Consider the following 20,223-nt stretch of genomic DNA (forward strand, 5'->3'; position numbering starts at 1 on the left):
AAAAAAATGGATATATGAAAAATTTTAAAATTACAATATTCTTAAATCTAACACTTTCTCCTCTTCCAGATAAGCTTCAAGAATATCATTCTCATTTACTTTTCCAACTCCTTTTGGAGTTCCTGTGAAGATAAGGTCTCCCACTCTTAAAGTGAAATATTGCGAAACGAAAGTAATGATATCATCAATGCTGAACATCATATCCTGTGTGTTTCCGTCCTGTACTTTTTCTTTGTTCTTTAATAATGAAAAATTAAGTGATGAAAGATTGAATTTTTCTTTTTTGAAGAAACTGCTTATTACAGCCGAACCGTCAAAGCCTTTTGCCAGTTCCCAAGGTAAACCTTTCGATTTAAGATCACTTTGAAGATCTCTTGCGGTAAAATCTATTCCTAAACCGATTTCTTCGTAATGCTTGTGGGCAGATTCTTTCTGAATGTACTTTCCACCCTTCGAAATTTTAACAACAACTTCTAGTTCATAATGAACATCGTCGGAAAATTCAGGGATGTAAAAATCATTTCCTTTTAAAACGGCTGTATCCGGTTTCATGAAAATTACGGGTCTCTCAGGAATTTCGTTTCCCAGTTCTTTTGCGTGCTCGCTGTAATTTCTTCCTATGCAGATTATTTTCATATTATTTTAATTTAATTTACCACTCCTTTGAAATATCCCTTTCCTTCTACAAAATACTTTTCAGGGCCATATCTTTTCTGAACTTTAAGCTCAGTATATCCAAAAATACTGTCTCCTTTCTTATAAGAATCTTTATTAAGAATTACCTTGCTGTTAATGATCTTATAATAATCTTCATTGATGAAATCAAAAAACCGCGGACTGTCGGTATAGTGATAAGGAGAAACCTGATACCGATTTCCGATAATTTTTATGCTGTAGCCTCCGCCGCTGTATCCGTCTCCCGTTACGATTCGTATTTCTAAAGAAAGAGGATTGTCTTGAATATAATATCCGTAAGATTCTGTGGAAAGGCTGTCTATTTTTACCCGGAAATTATTTGTTTTTATTTCGTCAGAATCTCCTCCGTCAATGTATTCCTGTTTCTGATGATTAAAATCTTTAAATAAAGTCTTTCTACTCAGATTATGATCAATCTCAACAGAACTCCAGAAAAAGAGATACTTCCCTGAAATAAACAGGAGAAATCCTATGATAGCAATCAATACATATTTTCCAAACTTCTTTATTTTACTCATTAGGAAAAGTTTTTAGTGAATAAACTCGTTTCCGCAATAGTAACATATAAACTTATGACTCTTTACAATGGAAATACCAAAGAAACTCGTAGCGCTATCATCTCTGTAAATATGATTGGAACCACATTTGGGACAGACGAAATCGAATTCGGGATCTTCAATGGTATGTTCAACTTCCAAAGAAAACTCTTCATTCTCTTTATAATCCTGTAAAACCTGTTTTGCTTTTTCCAGATCTTCTTCAAAAACCTGCAGCTGGATACCTCCAACCGCCTGAGAAAGCAGCCAATCTGACTGAATCAGCTGTTCATTCGCAATAAAGCTGTTGATCCCGTTTTCAGCCAGGATTTGTTTGTCTCTATTCGCTTGAAGGGCAGTTTCATAAAATTTAAATTTAACCAGCTCGTTCATGTTTTAAAACTTACTTGACAATTGAATTTTTGTAAAGACTTTCTTTGTGTACAAAGGGAAATCCGCATTCTGAAGCCATCCGAAATATCCAAGATCTTTCTGGAAAACGGCTTTCACGCCTTGTCCTTTATACTTTCCGAAGTTGAAAACCGCTTCATTTTTATCATTATATCCGATAAATCCTGCCAAATCTGCATTTTTGTTGTGAAATGTAAATTCGCTCAGCTCTGCAACTTCATTCGGAACATCTTCATATTTTCCAACCTGTGCGTCAAGTACTTCAAAAGTTGCCATTACATCAGCTTCTGCAGAGTGGGCATTTTCCAATGTTTTTCCACAGTAAAACTGATACGCAGCTCCTAAGTTTCTGGGTTCTTTTTTATGGAAAATAGTCTGTGCATCTACCAATTTGAATTTACTAAGATCAAAATCGATCTCAGCTCTCAATAATTCTTCAGCCAATAATGGTACATCAAATCTGTTGGAATTAAAACCTCCTAAATCGGCTCCTGAAATCATTTCCATGATTTTTGAAGCGATTTGTTTAAAGGTAGGAGCATCTTTTACGTCTTCATCATATATTCCGTGAATCTGGCTCGATTCCACAGGAATAGGCATTTCAGGATTTACTTTCCACGTTTTGCTTTCCCTTGAAGCATCCGGATTTACTTTTAAAATACAGATTTCCACAATCCGGTCTTTTCCGATATTGGTTCCTGTAGTTTCAAGATCGAAGATGCAAAGAGGTTTATATAGTTTTAAGTTCATTTTTTATAATTTGAAAATTTGAGAATGGGTTAATTTGAAAATGAAATTTCACCTTCCTATTTTAATTGCTTTTGAAAGATAATTGAAATAAAAATATAATAGATAATCACCAAAGGAATTCCTGCGATTCTGAAAACCGCCAGAATAAGGATTGAGCCTATTAATAAAGCGACTTTAGGATAATTGTCCTGTAATTTCATCGATTTGAATTTCATCGCAATCATTTTTATCGGTGAAATCAGAAGCCACGAAGACAAAACGGTCAATATAATAAGACCTAAGCTAAAGGTTTCGTTTTCGAAAATCTTCGGTGACGCTTTTTCTACTAAATAATAATAAATTCCAAATACCAGAATGGTATTGGAAGGAGTATTCAGGCCTTTGAAATAGTATTTCTGATCTTCATCTAAATTGAAAATAGCCAGTCTCAGACATGAGAACAGCGTGATAAACAATCCAAGATATTTGATTTCAAAAGGTAAAGAGAATCCTAAAAGATGAGTACCAAAAGGTTCAAGCATTTTAAACATTGCCAATCCCGGAATCAGTCCGAAACTCACCATATCGGCTAAGGAATCCAGCTGAACTCCTAAGTTTGAATTCGATTTTAAAGCTCTGGCTACGAAGCCGTCGAAAAAATCCAGAATCAAAGAAAGAATAATGCAAACCGCTGTCGTCTGATAATCGCCAAGAATAAGGTGAATGGCTCCCACACTGCCCGAGAACAGGTTTCCCAGAGTGATGGCATTCGCAAGATTATTTTTAATAAAATTCATAGCCACAAAATTAAAATAATATATCAAATAAATGAATGTAAGGCTGTATCAATTTAAGGACGTACCGATTATTATCACATTTCTATATTGGTGCATTGTTCCATTCATCGTATCTGAATTTGATGTAAATTTGCGTCATGAGATTTTTTAAAGAATTTAGGAAACAGGAAGTTCTGGTATTGTTGTACCGGATTTTTTTAGCTTATTTTTTCTATCAGATTGCCAGGTTTTTATTTTGGTATTTTAATAAAGGGTTGATTAAAGTAGACTCGGTTTCAGATTATTTCAGCCTGTCTTATCACGGGATTGCGTTTGATACCACTGCGATCTTATACGTAAATGCCCTTTTTATTCTGTTGAGTCTGATTCCTATTGTGATCAACACGAAGAAAGTATATCAGAAAATCCTTTTCTGGCTGTACTTTATCACCAACGGAATTACCTATGCCATGAACTTCGGGGATTTTGAATATTTTAAATTTTCCCAGACGAGGCTTACCTCAGCTGCGTTTCAGGTAGCACAGCACGAAAACAATATTTTTAAAGTGTTCACTGCTTCTATGATGCAGAATCCTTTTATTTTAATATGGTTTGTCGTTTTGATGTGGCTTTGGGTTTTCCTTTATAAAAAAGTGAAAATTACAGAACAAAAACCTGTGAAGCTGGTTCCTTACTTTATTTTATCCATTGTAACACTTTGTATCACTGCTGTTTTAACTGTTGGAGGAATACGAGGAGATTTTAAACACAGTACAAGACCGATTAATTTGGTAGATGCGAACCGTTTTGTAAAGCTTCCGGCTCAGGGAAATATGGTGCTGAACAGTACGTTTTCGTTCTTCAGAACATTGAATACCAATAATTTCAAAGAGGTACATTTTGTAGATCAGAAATTTATAGATGAAAATATTCAGCCTTATAAACAGTATGACAGGAAAGTCGCAAACAAACCGAATATTGTTATTTTCATTGTAGAATCTTTTAGCAGAGAATATTCCGGAGCATTTAATAAAGACAAAAATATCAAGGATTATGTTTCTTATACACCGTTCATCGATAGTTTGGCGGGACAGAGTTTAATATTTCCGAATACTTTTGCGAACGGAAGACAGTCTATTCACGGGATGAGTTCTGTTTTGGCAGGAATTCCGAGTTTGACGGATGCTTTTACAAGCTCGCCTTACTCCAATCAGAAGATACAGTCTATTGTTTCTATCTGTAATGATTTAGGTTATGATACTTCCTTTTATCACGGAGCTCCGAATGGTTCTATGGGATTTTTAGGATTTGGAAATATTCTTGGGTTTAAACATTACTATGGGAAAACGGAATATAATAATGATAGTGATTTCGACGGAATGTGGGCGATCTGGGATGAACCTTTTTTGCAATATTTTGCTAAAAATGTAGGAAAAACGCAACCTTTTATGGCAACGGTTTTCACGGCTTCTTCTCACCACCCTTTCAAAATTCCTGAAAAGTATAATGGGAAGTTCAAAAAAGGAAAAAATCAGATGCATGAGCCTATACAATATACAGATTATTCAATTAAAAAGTATTTTGAAACGGCTAAAAAGCAACCTTGGTACAACAATACCATATTCGTATTTACAGGAGACCATACCAATGAAGTATATTATCCGGAATATGAAAAAATCATGAACCGTTTTGCTGTTCCTTTAATTTTGTACTCTCCAAATCCTGAATATAATCTGAAAGGCGTGAATCAGGAGCTTGCACAGCAAATTGATATTTATCCTACACTGGCTGATTTAATAGGGTATGATAAAAAAATAAGAAGCTGGGGAAGAAGTCTGGTAAGTGATAAAAAATATACTCCGATTATTGCCAATTCCGATGGTGCTGTAGAGCAGTTTATTATTGGTAATTATGTTTATCGTTTTGACGGAAAAGAAATTGTTGGAGTATTTGATAAAACAGATCTGGGATTAGAAAAAAATCTGATGGGGCAGTTGAAGAACAATCCTGAAGTAGAAAAAGGAAAACTGATCGCAAAAGCGTGGTATCAGGATTATATGAACAGGGTGATCAATAGAAAAATGGATTAACGTTTAATAAATGTTTAATTCTTAAAGTTGGTATGCCTCTTGTTATATATGCCTAGGATAATAAAAGTTTTTGTTTGTTTAAAATTAATTTATATTTTTAACAGTAAATAGACAACTAAATTATCGTATCAGAATTAAAACTATAAAAAATATGAGAAAATTATTATTAACATCTGCTTTCTCTTTATTGGGAGTACTGTCTTTCGCACAGATTGAAGGGAAATGGAAAACAATAGATGATGAAACGAAACAGGCTAAATCTATCGTAGAGATCTATAAAAAATCTGACGGGAAATATTACGGAAAAGTTTCTCAGTTGTTGATTAAGCCTGCTGATCCAAACTGTACAGCTTGTAAAGACGACAGAAAAGGGAAGCCAATTTTAGGAATGGAAATCATCAGAGGACTGAAAAAAGAAGATAATGAGTTTACAGGAGGAACCATTACAGACCCTAAAACTGGAAAAACATATAAGTGTACCATCACAAAAGACGGTGATCAGTTAAATGTAAGAGGATATATTGGTTTGTCTTTAATCGGAAGAACGCAGACTTGGCAGAAAGCAAACTAAAATAAGTGTAAATAGAATTGTAAGACGGTATTTCTTTAGAGATACCGTCTTTTATTTTTAGAGGATTTATAAAGAATTAAATAAACCGGAAGAAAATGTAATTTAAATTAAAATTAATACAAAAATCTTAGCGAATGTGATCTCTTTTTTATGATGTGTATAATAAAAAAACACTACTTTTGTAGTCTAAATTTTTCAAATAAATATGGCAGAATATACTTTTCGTGAGGTAATTGCACAGGCAATGAGCGAGGAAATGCGTAAAGACGAATCCATCTTTTTAATGGGGGAGGAAGTTGCAGAATACAATGGTGCATATAAGGCTTCAAAAGGAATGCTGGATGAATTTGGTGCTAAGAGAGTAATCGATACACCAATTGCTGAGCTTGGTTTTACAGGGATCGCTGTAGGGGCAGCAATGAATGGTAACAGACCAATTGTAGAGTATATGACGTTCAATTTCTCATTGGTAGGTATTGATCAGATTATTAATAACGCGGCAAAGATCCGTCAGATGAGTGGTGGTCAGTGGAACTGTCCTATCGTTTTCAGAGGGCCTACTGCATCTGCAGGACAATTGGGGGCTACACACTCTCAGGCTTTTGAAAACTGGTTTGCAAACGTTCCGGGTCTTAAAGTAGTGGTTCCTTCAAACCCTTATGATGCGAAAGGATTATTGAAAACAGCTATTCAGGATAACGATCCTGTAATTTTCATGGAATCTGAGCAGATGTATGGAGATAAAATGGAAATTCCTGAAGAAGAATACTATTTACCAATCGGGAAAGCAGATATTAAGAAAACAGGTACAGACGTTACATTAGTTTCTTTCGGAAAAATCATGAAGTTAGCGATTCAGGCTGCTGAAGATATGGAGAAAGAAGGGATTTCTGTAGAAGTTATCGACCTTAGAACAATTCGTCCTTTAGATTTTGATACGGTTTTAGAATCTGTAAAGAAAACAAATAGATTAGTGATCTTAGAAGAAGCTTGGCCGTTTGGGTCAATCTCTTCTGAAATTACGTATATGGTACAGCAGAAAGCATTCGATTATTTAGATGCGCCTATCAAGAGAATTACGACTCCTGATGCTCCTGCACCATATTCAGCTGCATTATTTGCAGAATGGTTCCCTAAACTTGAAAAAGTAAAAGAGGAGATTAAAAAAGCAATGTACGTTAAGTAATAGAAAAAAACTTCCGAAAGGAAGTTTTTTCATTTATTATATTCATGAAGAAAAGTTCTTGGGGATATAATTTTGGTTTAAATTTGCGCGTTTAAAATTAAATTAGCTGTTATGGCAGAAGTTGCAGAAGGCGGTCATCATTTTGACATTAAAAAGCTTTCCTTTATTGGAGTTTTGGTTTCTCTAGGAATCGTTTTTGGAGATATTGGTACCTCACCGCTTTACGTAATGAAAGCAATTGTAAACGCACAACAAAGCGGAAGCAATATGCCTTTTAATGAATATATCGAAGGGGCGCTTTCGTGTATCATCTGGACTTTAACGCTACAAACAACCATTAAGTATGTTATTATTGCTCTTCGTGCAGATAACAAAGGAGAAGGTGGTATTCTGGCTTTATTTTCTTTAGTTAAGAACCTTAAAAAAGGCTGGCTGTATCTCATCGCTATTGTTGGGGCGGCAGCATTGATTGCAGACGGGGTAATCACACCTTCACTGACAGTAATGTCTGCGATTGAAGGACTTGAAATTTATAACCCTCATACTCCTGTAGTACCTATTACTATCGGAATTCTGATCGTCATATTTGTAGTACAGCAATTCGGGACCAGCTTTATTGGTAAGTTTTTTGGACCGGTTATGGTGGTTTGGTTTTTGGTTCTTGGAGGATTGGGAGTTTCCCATTTAAGCGAGAACTTTGAAATTCTAAGATCATTCAATCCTTATTACGCCTATAAACTTATTGTAAACTCACCGAGTGCGATTGTAATTTTAGGAGCAGTTTTCCTGTGTACAACCGGAGCGGAAGCTTTATATTCAGACCTTGGACATTGTGGTGCAAAAAACATCAGAGTGAGCTGGGCATTTGTTAAGATCATGTTGATTTTAAATTACCTTGGACAGGGAGCTTGGTTACTGTCTAATTACCAAAATCCGGGATTCTCTGTAGTCAATCCTTTCTTCGGAATTATGCCACCTTGGGCAGTTTTACCAGGAGTAATTCTGGCAACAGCTGCTGCAATTATCGCCAGTCAGGCTTTGATTACAGGATCGTTTACTATTTTCTCTGAGGCAATGTCTCTTAACTTATGGCCTAATCAAAAAATTGATTATCCTTCAGGTGTAAAAGGACAGATGTATATTCCAAGAATCAACTGGGGATTATTATTATTCTGTATTATTGTGGTACTTCACTTTAGAGAATCAGGCAAAATGGAAGCTGCTTATGGTCTTTCTATCACAGTAACCATGTTGATGACAACAGTACTTCTTGTATTCTGGTTACTGAAGCATAGAATCAATAAGCTTTTGATTCTTCTTTTTGCTTTCGTGTATTTGGCGATAGAATTAGGTTTCTTCAGTGCGAATATTATCAAATTCATGGAAGGAGGTTGGATTACCGTAGTATTAGCAGGTTCAATAGGAATTTGTATGTATGCTTGGTATAACGGAAGATCTATAAAGACACAATTTATTCAGTTTGTAAAACTGGAGAATTATACTCCGATCATTAAAGATATGAAGCTGGATGAGACGATTCCTAAATACGCTACCAATCTTGCTTATCTGAGTAGAGCAAAAAGAAATGATGAAGTAGAATCAAAAATTATCTATTCTATCATTAAAAAGCAGCCGAAAAGAGCAGATCATTATTTCATCTTGACTATTACTAACCAGGAAGATCCGTTTACGTTTAAATATACAGTAGATGAAATTTTACCGGGAACTATTTATAAGATTAATTTCCTTTTAGGATTTAAAGTGGATCGTAGAATCAATGATTATTTTAGTATGGTTTTAAAAGATTTGATGGCAGACGGAACGATCCCTTCAAGAAGCAGTCATCCGTCTTTAAGATCTTACAATATTCCGCCGGATCTGAAATATGTGATTATAGATAACTCCTATATCAACGATATTCTTTTGACTGTTAAACAGAAGATTACACTGAATATTTACAACTTTGTGAAGTACATCGGAAGTGATGACTTTAAAGCTTGGGGAGTGACTTCACACAACGTTGTGGTTGAGTCTGCACCTATTACAGAACTTACGGTTTATGACCATAAAATTGAACAGGCCGGGTTCTTGAGACACAATAGTTAGACCGCTTTAACAATTCCTTCTGATATTAATTAAATAAAAATCAATAAATTTGTAGATAATTTTTTTGATGGATACTTTACAAAAAGAAAAAAATATAGCTTTAATTAAGGATGTTTTAAGAAACTATTTACTAGAGAAAGGTTTCAGAAATACACCCGAAAGATATACCATATTAGAAGAAATCTATAATATGGATCACCATTTCAATGTGGATGATCTGTATTTGTTGATGCTTCAGAAAAAATATCACGTATCAAAAGCTACAATTTACAATACAATTGAGATTTTCCTTGATGCAGGATTGATTCGTAAGCATCAGTTTGGTGAAAAAACCTTGACTTCTTCTTCTTATGAAAAGTCTTATTTTGATAAACAGCACGATCATTTGGTGATTTATAAAAAAGATTCGGATAAGGAAATAGAAGAAATTATCGAATTTTGTGATCCTAGAATTCAGGGGATTAAAGAGGCAATTGAAGAAGCTTTTGGCGTAAAAATTGATTCTCATTCGCTATATTTTTATGGCACTAAGAATGATTAATCAATGAGATATATTCTTTTTCTGTTCCTTTTCGTTTCTACGTTCATTTTTGCGCAGGATAATAAAACTACGCAGATGGATCCTTATATACAACCCAAAGGTAATGTCGCCCAGCAACCGGTTCGTCCTGAAGATAAGGTAAGAATTGTGCATGCCGATGAATTCAAAAAAGCACTTGATAAATATGACGGAAACCAGTATATGGTAGGTCATGTGCAGATTGAACATCAGGGTTCGGTATTAACTGCGGATGAAGTGGTTCTTTATAATGAAAAAAGTCTTGTAAAAGCTTTTGGAAATGTAAAGCTTGTTAATTCAGACGGTTCTGTAATTTCAGCAAAAGAAATGGAGTACAACGGAATAACTCAAAAAGGAGTTGCCAAACAAAATGTTGTACTTACAGATCCTAAAGGGACGATTATTAAAACAGAAACTATGTATTATGACAGACTGACTAATCAGGCTTATTATAATACGGGAGGAACTATTAATGACGGGAAAAGCACTACGTATTCCAAGTCGGCCACTTATTTTTTGACGACCCGAACTATTGATCTTACAGGAAGAGTAAAAATTATAGATCGTGATTATACGCTGGAAGGTGATAATGTTGTTCAGAATCAAAATACGAATATTGTTACCATTAACGGATATACTACAATCACTAATAATAAAAATCCTAAAAACAGAATCATTACCGAGAAAGGAACTCATAATATGAATACCAAAGAATCTTTTCTGACGAAAAATTCCAGGATTTATTATAATGATAAGATTCTTACCGGAGATGATATGTATTACAATCAGCTTATTGGTTTTGGAAAAGCAACGGGAAATGTAACGTTGGATGATCCGAATGAAAGAAGATGGATAAAAGGGGGATATGGAGAAATCTATGAGAAAAAGGATTCTGCAATGATGACCAAAAATCCATACGCTGTAAAAGCAATGGAAAAGGATTCTTTATACTTTGCTGCAGAAAAAATAATTTCTTATCAGAAGCCGGATTCGATAGATCCGAAAGTAAAGAAAAGCTTTATAAGAGCATTTAAAAAAGGAAGATTTTATAAGTCAAATGCACAGGGAAGGGCAGATTCCATTGCGTTTAACGAAACGGATGGGATTATGCACATGTACACAGCTCCTATTCTTTGGAGTGGTGAAAAGCAGGTGACAGGAAATAAAGTAGAAGCTTATTTTAATACCCAGAATGAAAATATTGATTCATTAAAGGTAATAGGAAATGCTTTGGCAATCAGTAAAGTTGATTCTCTGACTCTGAAAGATGAGTTCAATCAGGTGAAAGGAAAGTTTATGACGGTTCACTATGAGAATAATCAGATCAAAGAAGCAACGGTAATTGGTAATGCTCAGGCAATCGCATATGTGGATGATACCAATAAAGAAACAAATAAAAATGAAAGAATAGGAATCACCCTTTCTTCTTGTGGAATCATCAGTGCTTTATTTACAGAAAGAGTTTTACATATTATTTCATGTAGTGTAGGTGCCGATTCGCAACTGTATCCTATGAGTAAAATTGAGCCTTCCAAACGGAAATTCCCGGATTTTAACTGGAATACGAAAGACCGGATAAGGAAATGGCAGGATATTCTCGTCGATACTCCGAATTACGAAGAAACAGTATACTCTTCCAATAGCGATCTTTATGATAAAGCCCAGGAAGCCATAGAGGCAGAAAGAGCAAAAGAAGAAGCTAAAAAGCCTAAGAGAGTCAGAAAATAATACAAAGACCAGTTTGCAGAAGCTGGTCTTTTTTATGAGTATTAATTTCAGGGTTTACCGAATGTTTTATAGCTTTGCTGAAAATTTTTCTTACAATGGAAATGCAAAAGGATTTTTTTTCATACCAGGCTCAGACAACACAGTTTGCTGCTGGTTTTGAAGTTGAAAAGGCAGTGGGAAGCTATATTTATGGTACCGACGGAAAAAAATATTTAGACTTTGTAGCAGGAGTTTCTGCCAATACTTTAGGTCATTCGCATCCTAAAGTGGTGGGTGCTATCAAAGAACAGGCAGAAAAATATCTTCATGTCATGGTATATGGAGAATATGCTCAGGAAAAACCGGTCGCTTTATGCAAATTATTGGCAGAAGCAACACCGGATCCATTGGAAATTACCTATCTAGTAAACAGTGGAGCTGAAGCTATAGATGGAAGTCTGAAACTTGCCAAAAGATATACCGGAAGAGAAGAAATTGTTTCCTTTAAGGATTCTTATCATGGAAATACTCACGGAGCACTAAGTGTTTCGGGGAACGAAACCCATAAAAGAGAATTCCGTCCTTTGTTGCCAATGATTTCCTTTATTGAATTTAATAATGAAAAAGATTTTGATAAGATCACGGAAAAAACAGCTTGTGTTATTTTGGAAACTGTTCAGGGAGCTGCAGGCTTTCTGGTTCCAAATGATGATTACTTAGTAAAGTTGAAAAGAAGATGTGAAGAAGTCGGAGCTTTATTGATTCTTGATGAAATCCAGCCGGGATTTGGAAGAACAGGGAAATTATTCTCTTTTGAACATTTCGGAATTGTTCCCGATATTTTAGTAATGGGGAAAGGAATGGGAGGTGGAGTTCCTGTCGGAGCTTTCATGAGTTCTAAAGAAATTATGGGAACATTGGCTCATTCTCCAAAATTGGGACATATCACAACTTTCGGAGGAAATCCTCTAATTGCAGCATCCAGCTATGCAACGCTAAAGGAAGTCTTGGAAAGTGGATTGATGGATGAAGTAGAAGAAAAAGAAAAACTATACAGAGAGCTCTTGGTTCATCCTAAAATTCAAAATATCAATGGAAAAGGCTTGATGCTTGCTGTAAATCTTGGTTTTCCGGAATATACTTTAGATGTTGCTAAGAAATGTATGGAAAAAGGCTTGATTGTTTTCTGGCAATTATACAGAAATGAATATTTAAGAATTTCCCCACCGTTAACGATTTCTCTGGATGAAATAAGGGAAGGATGTCAGATTATCTTAGATGTCTTGAATGAAAATTAATAGAGTCTTACTATCTTTAGGCTTTTTACATTTATGAATTTTAGATCTTAGTTTAAAAGTATGGGATATCTTTAGAATTGACTTGTGAAAACTGTTGCCTAGATTGTATCTGTAAACTTTAATTATGAAAAATTTTATTGTTTTTTTTGTGTTATTAGTATTCAGCTGTACTTCAAGTCCTCATATTAAATATCCAGACTTACAAGTAGGTTTACAGGGTATGCTTAAAAATAATAGTGACATTTATATTATTTTTAATAATAAAAATAATTTTTCTGTTGAAATACCGAAGCCTTGTATGTTTAATACATATATCGGCATCCGGAAAGATGGAAAGGAGCTAACAACTAAAATCAGAGTTAAAGCAGATCCTGATTGTGCTAATCCCGCTTCTGTTCTGAATATAAATGGTACTTTAGAATTTAAATTTCCACTTAATATAAAAGAATTATATGATTTTAAAAATGGGGAAAAATATGTTATGAATATTGAATATTATATTTCCTCAAATCACGAGTTTACCCAAAAGATAATAAGTAATGATTATACTTTTATCTGGCAGGATTAAATATTTATTTGCAACTCGTTTTTACAGAACAAATATATTTATATACTAGGCAAGAGTTTTAATAACTTTTAAATATTTTAATAAAAACAATACAGAAAACGCTTCATTTTTTGAAGCGTTTTTTTATTAATTACGTCAATGGTTTTGCGTTATTTAATTGTGCAATAAGTGGAGAGGTAGATTCTGTTCTTGGAGGAGAAAACTTTTGGAGATAAGCTATAACAGGTGTGATTGTTACTAAGTTTAATTATGTGATGCATAAAATAGCATAGAGAGAAAAAATAAAAGGCGAGATAAAAGTTGGTATAAAAAAGCTGATGTCAATTGGGAGGTGATTCCTAATATGACTCCTGAGGTAGCTGCTTCTTTAATAGCAGCGGTTCCTTAACTTGCTCAATTATACGCTGAAGGAGGCAAATATAAAATAGATGTAAATCCAAACACGGATAAAGATAGAACAAAAGCACCAAGAGGAGTAAAAAAAGGAACGATAAATTTTGGAAAAAGGCATTTGAGAATAATCTAAGACTGGGGATTTCTATTATTCATGAAACGGGACATGCTTGGGAAATTTATACTGGAAATATTTATAAATTTGATATCATTAAAAATGACGATCTTAGAGATGTAGTGATTGAATAAGGATGTATGATTATGAATTACAATATGCTCCATCCTTTTATAACAGATCGGGAGTAGATTTTTCAAATGTAAATGGGATTATTATTGATCGTGCTGTTTATAACCCAAATGATTTTTTAACATGGTAAATATGAAATTATTTTTTTTGCTTATAATAAATATAAATTTTACTTATTCTTTTGCTCAAATAGTAAAAAATGATGAGTATAAAATTTATGCAACGTTTTTAAGTGAGCAAGATTATAAAAATTATTCAGTTAATTTAGGGATTCCGATTAAATATCAAAGTACATTTAATTTTGAGGAAGATTTTATAGCACAAGAGATTCACAAACTTCCGAACAAAATTATTGATAAAAAGAAACTCTCTGAGATGGTTTTACAATTTGCAACTTCATCGGGTGAAAATAAATTCATTAAAAACGGGAAAGTTTATTTTAGTCCTATTTTTTTTAAAACTAAAAATGAAGCATACTTTTTTTCTGTTATGGATTATTCAAATAGACCTAAAGAAATTTATTTATTTTTAAAAGCACATAAATTTAAAGATAAATGGATTATTGAACATTATTATGATATTTTTTAAAAATATTTTGTTACAAACTTCAATACAAAAAAGTAACAGTGTTATGCAGTGTTTTTTTATAGATATAAAGATTTTGTAAGGTTTCCAACCGGACGACTTATCCTCTAAAGTTATGTAATGAAAACGCTTCAATTTTTGAAGCGTTTTTTCATGAAAATTGATTTAAACAATTATTTAAAAATCTCTGATAAATATCATGAAGATTGTGTAAAAAAGTAAATACAATTTTGTGTAATCAAAAAATTAATTTATATATTGCGTGACGATAAAAACAAAGATTATATGGCGAAACATAAAGTCCATTACGAATTTCCAATGCATTGTCTATCAGAGATTTTATATGAATATCTGGCGACTGCAGAGGGGTTGTCTGAATGGTTTGCGGATGAGGTAACAGAGAAGGGCGATGATTTCTTTTTCAGCTGGGGTGGAGGTCCTGCTGAGAAAGCCACTTTAATCAGATATAAGCCTGAAGGTTTCGTTCGTTTCAGATGGGAAGAAGATGAAGGAACCAAAAATTTCTTTGAAATGACTATCGTAATCGATGATATTACTGAAGATTTAGCTTTAAATATTACCGATTTCTGCGAAGATGGAGATGAAGAAGAAAACGCAATGTACTGGGAAAATCTGATAGAGAATCTAAGAATAAAATTAGGTGCTGCATAATGCAGTATGAACCAAATAACAAAACTGATGAACGATTTATCGTTCATTATTTTTTTATAACATAATCACTATAAAAATTGGAAAATCAATATTTTACTTCAGGAGAAGTACCTGTGAAAAATAGAGCGTTTCTTGCAGGAGATGCAGTGAAGGTTTCTTTCTTTGTGAGAGAGGCTAAACTTATAATGGATGAAGAATGTTATTTTTTCTTAATGGCATCCATGAGAAAGATGAGAATGAATATTCCTTTAACCTATACTTTGGAGTTTTTCCAGTCTCTTTTTCAAAAAGAAATTATTGATCAGAAAGGAATACAGAACGGGATCATCAACTTTCAGGTGTTTAGGAATAATGACGGACTTACCCTGTCTAAATCTACTATATCGTACTTCTATGATGTTACAGAAACAGACGATGTTTTAGCCGTTCATAAAAGACCTCTGGAATTGGATTTAATTAAAGAAATTAATGTTAATAACAATCTTTTAAGCAATATCAGAGTTCATTCTCCCGAAAATATCTATGGCGAAATTTACGCTCAGGAAAACGATTTGGATGATGTTATTTTGCTGAATCCTAATAAAAGAATTGCACGTACCACATCGGGGAATCTCTTGTTTTTGGAAGGGGAGGTGATTAAAGTTCCGAAGCAGACAGAAGGTGCTTACATTTCTCCTTTAATGGAAAATTTCGTTACTTTTTTACATAAAAATAAACTTGCGGATATACAGGAACACGAGATTATCGCATTTGAATCTCAGAAGTCCGAAGAAATTTTAATGATTTCCGAAGAAAAGGGCATATTTTCTGTAGGTAAAATAAGAAATAAGACTTTTGAAGTTTCCCGTTTTTTAGAATGGGTAGAAAGCTGGAAAAAAAGTTTTTAAAATTGGCAAACCCGGTAAACAACAAGTCCCAAAGTCCTTTACCGGGTTTTATTCTGAATAAATCAGAAAGTGTTTTTTATTTAGTTTTCGTTGATGATTTCAACAAACTTTTGTACTATGTCTCTTTGGCCTTCTGTACTGGTCATATAAGCTCTGTCTTTTGAGTTATTCATAAACCCAAGCTCTACCAATACTGTCGGAGATTTGCTCTCTCTTAAAATATGAAGATTACGGTCCTCCATTACTTTGCTGGAATTGAATTTTTGTGATATTCTTTCAGCCAGTATTCTTGAAGGATCAGAATTTTGAATAAAAATTTCCTGTCCCTGTTTTGTAGATTCTTTTTCAGGACTGCTGTTCACATGTAATGAGATTACCATTTCAGGATGAAGCTTATTGATTAAGTCGGTTCTTTCTCTCAGCTGACTATCTTTGTCGGAATCTCTGGTTAAAACCACTTCATATTTATCCTGAGAATCAACAATTGTTTTGATTTCTTGGGCAATAGTAAGGGTGATGTCTTTTTCAGAATGGCCGTTGGAATTTGATCCAAAATCATTTCCGCCATGTCCCGGATCGATGACAATGTATTTTTTATTGATAGGAGTAAAAGATAAAAATACTGTAGAAAAAAGAGATACGATAAGTAGTTTAGTTCCTTTCATACTGTTATTTTTTGACTTATCAAATAACGGCAATTCTTTCCTAAAAATTGGTTAAGGTATTCTTAAAGTTTGTTAAATTTTAAATCACAATTAATGGAAAAATGAAATTAGTTCAAAGAAATGTCTTCAGGTGAGTTGGCCCAAAGTAAATATTCGCCTCCTAGATTTTGCATGATGGATTTCCAAAGAGTTTGATCATTGGGTAACGTATAATCGAGATTATAAATTTCTACGACAGTCCACAATTTCTTTTGAATTTCATCATCCAACTGCATAGCTGTCCAGCCAGAATATCCGGAAAATATCTTTATATCCTCGATCTTTAGTTCGTTGCTGAGAATAGCGCTCATGATGTTTTCAATATCTTCTGTAAGATAAAATTCATCTGTGATTTCAGAATATACCTCTGTTACCTTTTTTCCTTTTACAATGAAGAAAACTTTGTCGTTTTCCACGGGTCCGCCATCGTAAACTTCAATAGGAAAATCGAAAAGATTTTTAAATTTACCACTCATCTGGCTGTTCTTTTTGTTCAGAATCAGACCAAATGAACCATTTTCGTTATGCTCAATAATAAGGACTACTGATCTTGAAAAAATGTCCCCGGAAATATCGGGTGTGGAAATTAATATTTTACCTTTGTAAGAGTAATTCATACTCAAATTTAATAAAAAAAACTATGGAAAACCTGCACCATAAGAGAAAAGTGTACGAGAAATCCCAACTTATTGAAAGTGAGATTAAACAAAATCCTATCGAACAATTCAGGGATTGGTATCTGGAAGCAAGCGAAACTCCAAGTATCTCTGAAGCCAATGCTATGGCGATTTCTACAGTAGAAGAAGATGGTTGTCCGCGAACAAGAATGGTTTTGCTGAAGTCATATACACATGAAGGATTTATTTTTTATACAAACTATGACAGCAAAAAAGGTAAATCCATAGAAAAGACCCATAAAGCTTGTCTTCATTTTTTTTGGCCGGGTTTAGAAAGGCAAATCATTATTAAAGCAGAGCTGGAAAAAATTGCAGAAAACCTAAGTGACGGATATTTTCATTCAAGACCGAAAGGAAGTCAGCTTGGAGCAGCAGTTTCACCTCAGAGTCAGGAAATTCCGAACAGGGCGTTTTTAGAGGAAAAATTAAAAGATTTAGAAACAAAATACGAGAACACTGAAGTTCCAAGACCTGAAAATTGGGGAGGTTATCTTGCAAGGCCTTATGAAATAGAATTTTGGCAAGGCAGACCCAACAGGCTTCACGACAGAATTGTTTATACTTTAGAAGATCTGGATTGGAAAATCTCAAGATTGGCTCCTTAAGTAATTATCATAAAAAAGCCTCATCAATTGATGAGGCTCAATTTTTTTTCTAATCTGAATGATTATTTTTTCTTAGCACCAGAAACTGCAGTAGCTAAATCAGCACCAGCTTTGAACTTAGCAACTTTTTTAGCAGCAATTTTGATTGGTTTTTTAGTTGCAGGGTTGATACCTTGTCTAGCAGCTCTCTCAGCTACTGAGAATGTCCCGAAACCTACTAAAGAAACTTTTCCGTCTTTTTTCTTTAGAGTAGAAGTTACATTACCGATGAATGATTCTAAGGCAGCTTTAGCTGCAACTTTAGTAATTCCTGCATCTTTAGCGATTGCGTCGATTAATTCAGACTTGTTCATAATTTTTAATATTAAAGTTAGTTCGTTGTTATAGCAAATATAATACTATTTTCTAATTGTGCAATTTTTTTATTAAATATTGTGTAATTTTTTCAAATTTTCCTAAAAATGATTAAAATATCATAATTTAACATTTCACGAAAAATCTACGTTATCCGTTACTAAAATCATGCCAATTGCTTATGTATATTGACTTTAGCAAAAAAGCTATTTTATTTTTTGTATTTATTAAATCCTGAATTTAAGATAAACTCTCAATGTTTTTAAGAATATGTTTGAATATTTGCTAATTAAATTTCAAAAAAAATATTTTTTTTGAAATTAAACGGCTGTGTATCTGCTAGTTTTAAAATCATTTTAAAAGGCTGTTTTCTGAATTTTTATTAATAAATTTGCACCATGTTAATAGAAGTTTTCAAGTCTAAGATTCACAGAGTAAGAGTTACTGCTTCAGATCTTAATTATATTGGGAGTATTACGATAGATGAAGAGCTTATAGAAGCTGCCGGATTGGTAGTGGGAGAAAGAGTGTATATCGTAAACGTAAATAACGGAGAGCGTTTTGATACGTACGTTATCAAAGGAAAAAGAAAATCGGGAGAAGTTTGTCTGAACGGTCCTGCTGCAAGAAAAGTACAAAAAGATGATATCATTATCATTATTGCCTATGCACAGATGACTCCTGAAGAAGCTAAAGATTTCCAGCCGAAAATTGTTTTTCCGGACGAAAAGACCAATCTTTTGACGTAATCTGATGGAGAAAAAAGTAAAAAATCCTTTAAAATCATTATTAACCATAGTAATTTCGCTTGCTTTTGCAGGCTTTTTTTTATGGTTTGCGCTGAAAGGGTTAGATTTTAAGGTAATACAGAAATCATTAGCAAAAGCAAATTACTGGTGGGTTTTATTTGCAGCCTGTTTTGGGATTGCCGCATATTGGTTCAGAGCGATTCGTTGGAACCTTATGCTGGAGCCAATGGGACATCAGATTTCAAACTCTAATTCATTGTGGTCAATTTCCTTTGGATATTTAATGAACCTTACGATTCCAAGGAGTGGGGAAGTGGCAAGAGCAACGGCATTGTATGGTGTAGAAAAGGTTCCCGTTGATCAGTCTTTTGGAACCATTATTCTGGAAAGAGTGGTGGATTTGGTTTGTATGGTGATTTTTTTAGGGTTAACAGCTATTTTTAAATTTCATACCATTGTATCATTCTATCATTTTGTGATGGATCGAAAGGTTGAGAAAGATAAATTCGTTCCTAATTTTTTTGAAAGACAGATGATGAAATTAGGTGTTAATGATTTTGATTCTTTCTACCTATATGTAAAGATAACTATTGCTATATTGATTCTAATAGGTTTATTTCTTTTCTATACATATAAAAAAGAAAAACTGATCAATTTTGGGAAAGGAATTCTTAAAGGCTTGACCTCTATATTCAAACTAAAGCAAAAAGGAAAATTTATCCTTTATACCATTGGAATCTGGGTTTCTTACTATTTTGCAGCCTACCTAGTGTGTTTTGCACTTCCGGAAACTTCAAATTTTACCTTTGATGATGGGTTTTTAATCCTTGTGGTAGGAACATTTGGAATGATTATCCCTGCGAGTGGTGGAATTGGAGCTTTCAACTTGGCCATGAAATATGGTTTTATGGCATTGTTTATTTCCATGGGTAAAAGCGGCGAATTGGGTGGTGAAGTAGGATTGACGTATTCTTTTATTTCCTTACCGCTACAGATTGTGATTATGTTGGTAATGGGGCTTATTTCCATCCCCATGTTGGCAAGAGCAAGAAATACAGCAGTTGTTGAAAAAGAGTTTAAATAATAGCTTATTTAAAATAAATATACAGTGATCGGG

At 33.8% G+C, this 20,223-nt stretch carries 22 protein-coding genes; 14 read left to right on the forward strand and 8 right to left on the reverse strand.

The annotated features are described in order from the left end of the window. Positions 1 to 30 precede the first annotated feature (30 nt). From JI747_RS17760 to JI747_RS17780, 5 genes are read right to left on the reverse strand one after another with little or no spacing between them, the layout of a single operon-like run. Positions 31 to 636 (reverse strand): fumarylacetoacetate hydrolase family protein, encoded by a 606-nt coding sequence (locus JI747_RS17760; protein WP_225690212.1) that lies wholly within the window; start codon positions 634 to 636, stop codon positions 31 to 33. Between the two features lie 11 nt (positions 637 to 647). Next, the gene (locus JI747_RS17765) at positions 648 to 1,214 is read right to left on the reverse strand and encodes a hypothetical protein (protein WP_225690213.1); all 567 of its coding nucleotides are present in this window, start codon (positions 1,212 to 1,214) and stop codon (positions 648 to 650) included. A gap of 12 nt (positions 1,215 to 1,226) precedes the next feature. After that, complete coding sequence (locus tag JI747_RS17770; RefSeq protein ID WP_225690214.1) at positions 1,227 to 1,625, reverse strand: putative signal transducing protein; 399 nt, start codon at positions 1,623 to 1,625, stop codon at positions 1,227 to 1,229. 3 nt (positions 1,626 to 1,628) lie between these two features. Then, positions 1,629 to 2,393: a 3'-5' exonuclease gene (locus tag JI747_RS17775; protein ID WP_225690215.1), complete on the reverse strand. Its 765-nt coding sequence runs from the start codon at positions 2,391 to 2,393 to the stop codon at positions 1,629 to 1,631. 56 nt (positions 2,394 to 2,449) lie between these two features. Beyond that, complete coding sequence (locus JI747_RS17780; RefSeq protein WP_225690216.1) at positions 2,450 to 3,169, reverse strand: CDP-alcohol phosphatidyltransferase family protein; 720 nt, start codon at positions 3,167 to 3,169, stop codon at positions 2,450 to 2,452. 137 nt (positions 3,170 to 3,306) lie between these two features. Between JI747_RS17780 and JI747_RS17785 the strand changes: the two genes are divergently transcribed. The 11 genes from JI747_RS17785 (at position 3,307) to JI747_RS17835 (ending at position 16,017) form a co-directional block, all read left to right on the forward strand. Continuing rightward, entirely contained in the window at positions 3,307 to 5,238 is a 1,932-nt protein-coding gene (locus tag JI747_RS17785; RefSeq protein ID WP_225690217.1) for an LTA synthase family protein, read from the forward strand. Between the two features lie 151 nt (positions 5,239 to 5,389). Continuing rightward, entirely contained in the window at positions 5,390 to 5,809 is a 420-nt protein-coding gene (locus tag JI747_RS17790) for a DUF2147 domain-containing protein (protein WP_225690218.1), read from the forward strand. A gap of 205 nt (positions 5,810 to 6,014) precedes the next feature. Continuing rightward, positions 6,015 to 6,995 (forward strand): pyruvate dehydrogenase complex E1 component subunit beta, encoded by a 981-nt coding sequence (locus JI747_RS17795; protein WP_225690219.1) that lies wholly within the window; start codon positions 6,015 to 6,017, stop codon positions 6,993 to 6,995. Between the two features lie 111 nt (positions 6,996 to 7,106). Further along, positions 7,107 to 9,101, forward strand: a complete 1,995-nt coding sequence (locus JI747_RS17800) for a KUP/HAK/KT family potassium transporter (protein ID WP_225690220.1) — start codon at positions 7,107 to 7,109, stop codon at positions 9,099 to 9,101. Positions 9,102 to 9,168: 67 nt separating this feature from the next. After that, positions 9,169 to 9,642 (forward strand): Fur family transcriptional regulator, encoded by a 474-nt coding sequence (locus JI747_RS17805; protein ID WP_039366604.1) that lies wholly within the window; start codon positions 9,169 to 9,171, stop codon positions 9,640 to 9,642. A 3-nt stretch (positions 9,643 to 9,645) separates the two neighbouring features. Then, entirely contained in the window at positions 9,646 to 11,388 is a 1,743-nt protein-coding gene (locus JI747_RS17810; RefSeq protein ID WP_225690221.1) for an OstA-like protein, read from the forward strand. Positions 11,389 to 11,489: 101 nt separating this feature from the next. After that, positions 11,490 to 12,665 carry an aspartate aminotransferase family protein gene (locus tag JI747_RS17815; protein ID WP_225690412.1) on the forward strand — a complete coding sequence of 392 codons (1,176 nt, stop codon included), beginning with the start codon at positions 11,490 to 11,492 and terminating at the stop codon, positions 12,663 to 12,665. A 124-nt stretch (positions 12,666 to 12,789) separates the two neighbouring features. Continuing rightward, on the forward strand, positions 12,790 to 13,233 hold the full coding sequence (locus JI747_RS17820) for a hypothetical protein (RefSeq protein ID WP_225690222.1): 444 nt from the start codon (positions 12,790 to 12,792) through the stop codon (positions 13,231 to 13,233). 772 nt (positions 13,234 to 14,005) lie between these two features. After that, on the forward strand, positions 14,006 to 14,461 hold the full coding sequence (locus JI747_RS17825) for a hypothetical protein (protein WP_225690223.1): 456 nt from the start codon (positions 14,006 to 14,008) through the stop codon (positions 14,459 to 14,461). A gap of 282 nt (positions 14,462 to 14,743) precedes the next feature. Further along, positions 14,744 to 15,130, forward strand: coding sequence for an START-like domain-containing protein (locus JI747_RS17830; RefSeq protein WP_100376577.1), 387 nt, complete (start codon positions 14,744 to 14,746; stop codon positions 15,128 to 15,130). A gap of 77 nt (positions 15,131 to 15,207) precedes the next feature. Next, positions 15,208 to 16,017 carry an aminotransferase class IV gene (locus tag JI747_RS17835; RefSeq protein ID WP_225690224.1) on the forward strand — a complete coding sequence of 270 codons (810 nt, stop codon included), beginning with the start codon at positions 15,208 to 15,210 and terminating at the stop codon, positions 16,015 to 16,017. Positions 16,018 to 16,097: 80 nt separating this feature from the next. On the opposite strand, the gene JI747_RS17840 is transcribed toward JI747_RS17835, so the two are convergent. Together JI747_RS17840 and JI747_RS17845 are read right to left on the reverse strand one after the other, a co-directional pair. Next, positions 16,098 to 16,682, reverse strand: coding sequence for an N-acetylmuramoyl-L-alanine amidase family protein (locus JI747_RS17840; protein ID WP_225690225.1), 585 nt, complete (start codon positions 16,680 to 16,682; stop codon positions 16,098 to 16,100). A 107-nt stretch (positions 16,683 to 16,789) separates the two neighbouring features. After that, positions 16,790 to 17,338, reverse strand: coding sequence for a YqgE/AlgH family protein (locus JI747_RS17845; RefSeq protein ID WP_225690226.1), 549 nt, complete (start codon positions 17,336 to 17,338; stop codon positions 16,790 to 16,792). Positions 17,339 to 17,361: 23 nt separating this feature from the next. Between JI747_RS17845 and pdxH the strand changes: the two genes are divergently transcribed. After that, a complete protein-coding gene (pdxH, locus tag JI747_RS17850) occupies positions 17,362 to 18,003 on the forward strand; it encodes a pyridoxamine 5'-phosphate oxidase (protein ID WP_225690227.1) in 642 nt (213 codons plus the stop codon). A 62-nt stretch (positions 18,004 to 18,065) separates the two neighbouring features. Here the strand turns inward: pdxH and JI747_RS17855 are convergent, their stop codons facing one another. Then, positions 18,066 to 18,356 (reverse strand): HU family DNA-binding protein, encoded by a 291-nt coding sequence (locus JI747_RS17855; RefSeq protein WP_039366625.1) that lies wholly within the window; start codon positions 18,354 to 18,356, stop codon positions 18,066 to 18,068. A 399-nt stretch (positions 18,357 to 18,755) separates the two neighbouring features. Between JI747_RS17855 and panD the strand changes: the two genes are divergently transcribed. Both panD and JI747_RS17865 read left to right on the forward strand, forming a co-directional pair. Beyond that, positions 18,756 to 19,106, forward strand: coding sequence for an aspartate 1-decarboxylase (gene panD, locus JI747_RS17860; RefSeq protein ID WP_039366628.1), 351 nt, complete (start codon positions 18,756 to 18,758; stop codon positions 19,104 to 19,106). 4 nt (positions 19,107 to 19,110) lie between these two features. Beyond that, positions 19,111 to 20,190 carry a lysylphosphatidylglycerol synthase transmembrane domain-containing protein gene (locus JI747_RS17865; RefSeq protein ID WP_225690228.1) on the forward strand — a complete coding sequence of 360 codons (1,080 nt, stop codon included), beginning with the start codon at positions 19,111 to 19,113 and terminating at the stop codon, positions 20,188 to 20,190. The last annotated feature ends 33 nt before the right edge of the window (positions 20,191 to 20,223 follow it).

This window comes from Chryseobacterium tagetis (assembly GCF_016735585.2).
Lineage (GTDB): Bacteria > Bacteroidota > Bacteroidia > Flavobacteriales > Weeksellaceae > Chryseobacterium > Chryseobacterium tagetis.

What these genes read in the sequence shown, in the direction of transcription:
- JI747_RS17785 (WP_225690217.1), top strand. Translation starts at nt 3,307, where the DNA reads ATGAGATTTTTTAAAGAATTTAGGAAACAGGAAGTTCTGGTATTGTTG.
- JI747_RS17760 (WP_225690212.1), bottom strand. Translation starts at nt 636, where the DNA reads ATGAAAATAATCTGCATAGGAAGAAATTACAGCGAGCACGCAAAAGAA.
- JI747_RS17800 (WP_225690220.1), top strand. Translation starts at nt 7,107, where the DNA reads ATGGCAGAAGTTGCAGAAGGCGGTCATCATTTTGACATTAAAAAGCTT.
- JI747_RS17830 (WP_100376577.1), top strand. Translation starts at nt 14,744, where the DNA reads ATGGCGAAACATAAAGTCCATTACGAATTTCCAATGCATTGTCTATCA.
- JI747_RS17855 (WP_039366625.1), bottom strand. Translation starts at nt 18,356, where the DNA reads ATGAACAAGTCTGAATTAATCGACGCAATCGCTAAAGATGCAGGAATT.
- JI747_RS17865 (WP_225690228.1), top strand. Translation starts at nt 19,111, where the DNA reads ATGGAGAAAAAAGTAAAAAATCCTTTAAAATCATTATTAACCATAGTA.
- JI747_RS17840 (WP_225690225.1), bottom strand. Translation starts at nt 16,682, where the DNA reads ATGAAAGGAACTAAACTACTTATCGTATCTCTTTTTTCTACAGTATTT.
- JI747_RS17795 (WP_225690219.1), top strand. Translation starts at nt 6,015, where the DNA reads ATGGCAGAATATACTTTTCGTGAGGTAATTGCACAGGCAATGAGCGAG.
- JI747_RS17770 (WP_225690214.1), bottom strand. Translation starts at nt 1,625, where the DNA reads ATGAACGAGCTGGTTAAATTTAAATTTTATGAAACTGCCCTTCAAGCG.
- JI747_RS17765 (WP_225690213.1), bottom strand. Translation starts at nt 1,214, where the DNA reads ATGAGTAAAATAAAGAAGTTTGGAAAATATGTATTGATTGCTATCATA.
- JI747_RS17820 (WP_225690222.1), top strand. Translation starts at nt 12,790, where the DNA reads ATGAAAAATTTTATTGTTTTTTTTGTGTTATTAGTATTCAGCTGTACT.
- JI747_RS17845 (WP_225690226.1), bottom strand. Translation starts at nt 17,338, where the DNA reads ATGAATTACTCTTACAAAGGTAAAATATTAATTTCCACACCCGATATT.
- JI747_RS17780 (WP_225690216.1), bottom strand. Translation starts at nt 3,169, where the DNA reads ATGAATTTTATTAAAAATAATCTTGCGAATGCCATCACTCTGGGAAAC.
- JI747_RS17775 (WP_225690215.1), bottom strand. Translation starts at nt 2,393, where the DNA reads ATGAACTTAAAACTATATAAACCTCTTTGCATCTTCGATCTTGAAACT.
- pdxH (WP_225690227.1), top strand. Translation starts at nt 17,362, where the DNA reads ATGGAAAACCTGCACCATAAGAGAAAAGTGTACGAGAAATCCCAACTT.
- JI747_RS17790 (WP_225690218.1), top strand. Translation starts at nt 5,390, where the DNA reads ATGAGAAAATTATTATTAACATCTGCTTTCTCTTTATTGGGAGTACTG.
- panD (WP_039366628.1), top strand. Translation starts at nt 18,756, where the DNA reads ATGTTAATAGAAGTTTTCAAGTCTAAGATTCACAGAGTAAGAGTTACT.
- JI747_RS17805 (WP_039366604.1), top strand. Translation starts at nt 9,169, where the DNA reads ATGGATACTTTACAAAAAGAAAAAAATATAGCTTTAATTAAGGATGTT.
- JI747_RS17810 (WP_225690221.1), top strand. Translation starts at nt 9,646, where the DNA reads ATGAGATATATTCTTTTTCTGTTCCTTTTCGTTTCTACGTTCATTTTT.
- JI747_RS17825 (WP_225690223.1), top strand. Translation starts at nt 14,006, where the DNA reads ATGAAATTATTTTTTTTGCTTATAATAAATATAAATTTTACTTATTCT.
- JI747_RS17815 (WP_225690412.1), top strand. Translation starts at nt 11,490, where the DNA reads ATGCAAAAGGATTTTTTTTCATACCAGGCTCAGACAACACAGTTTGCT.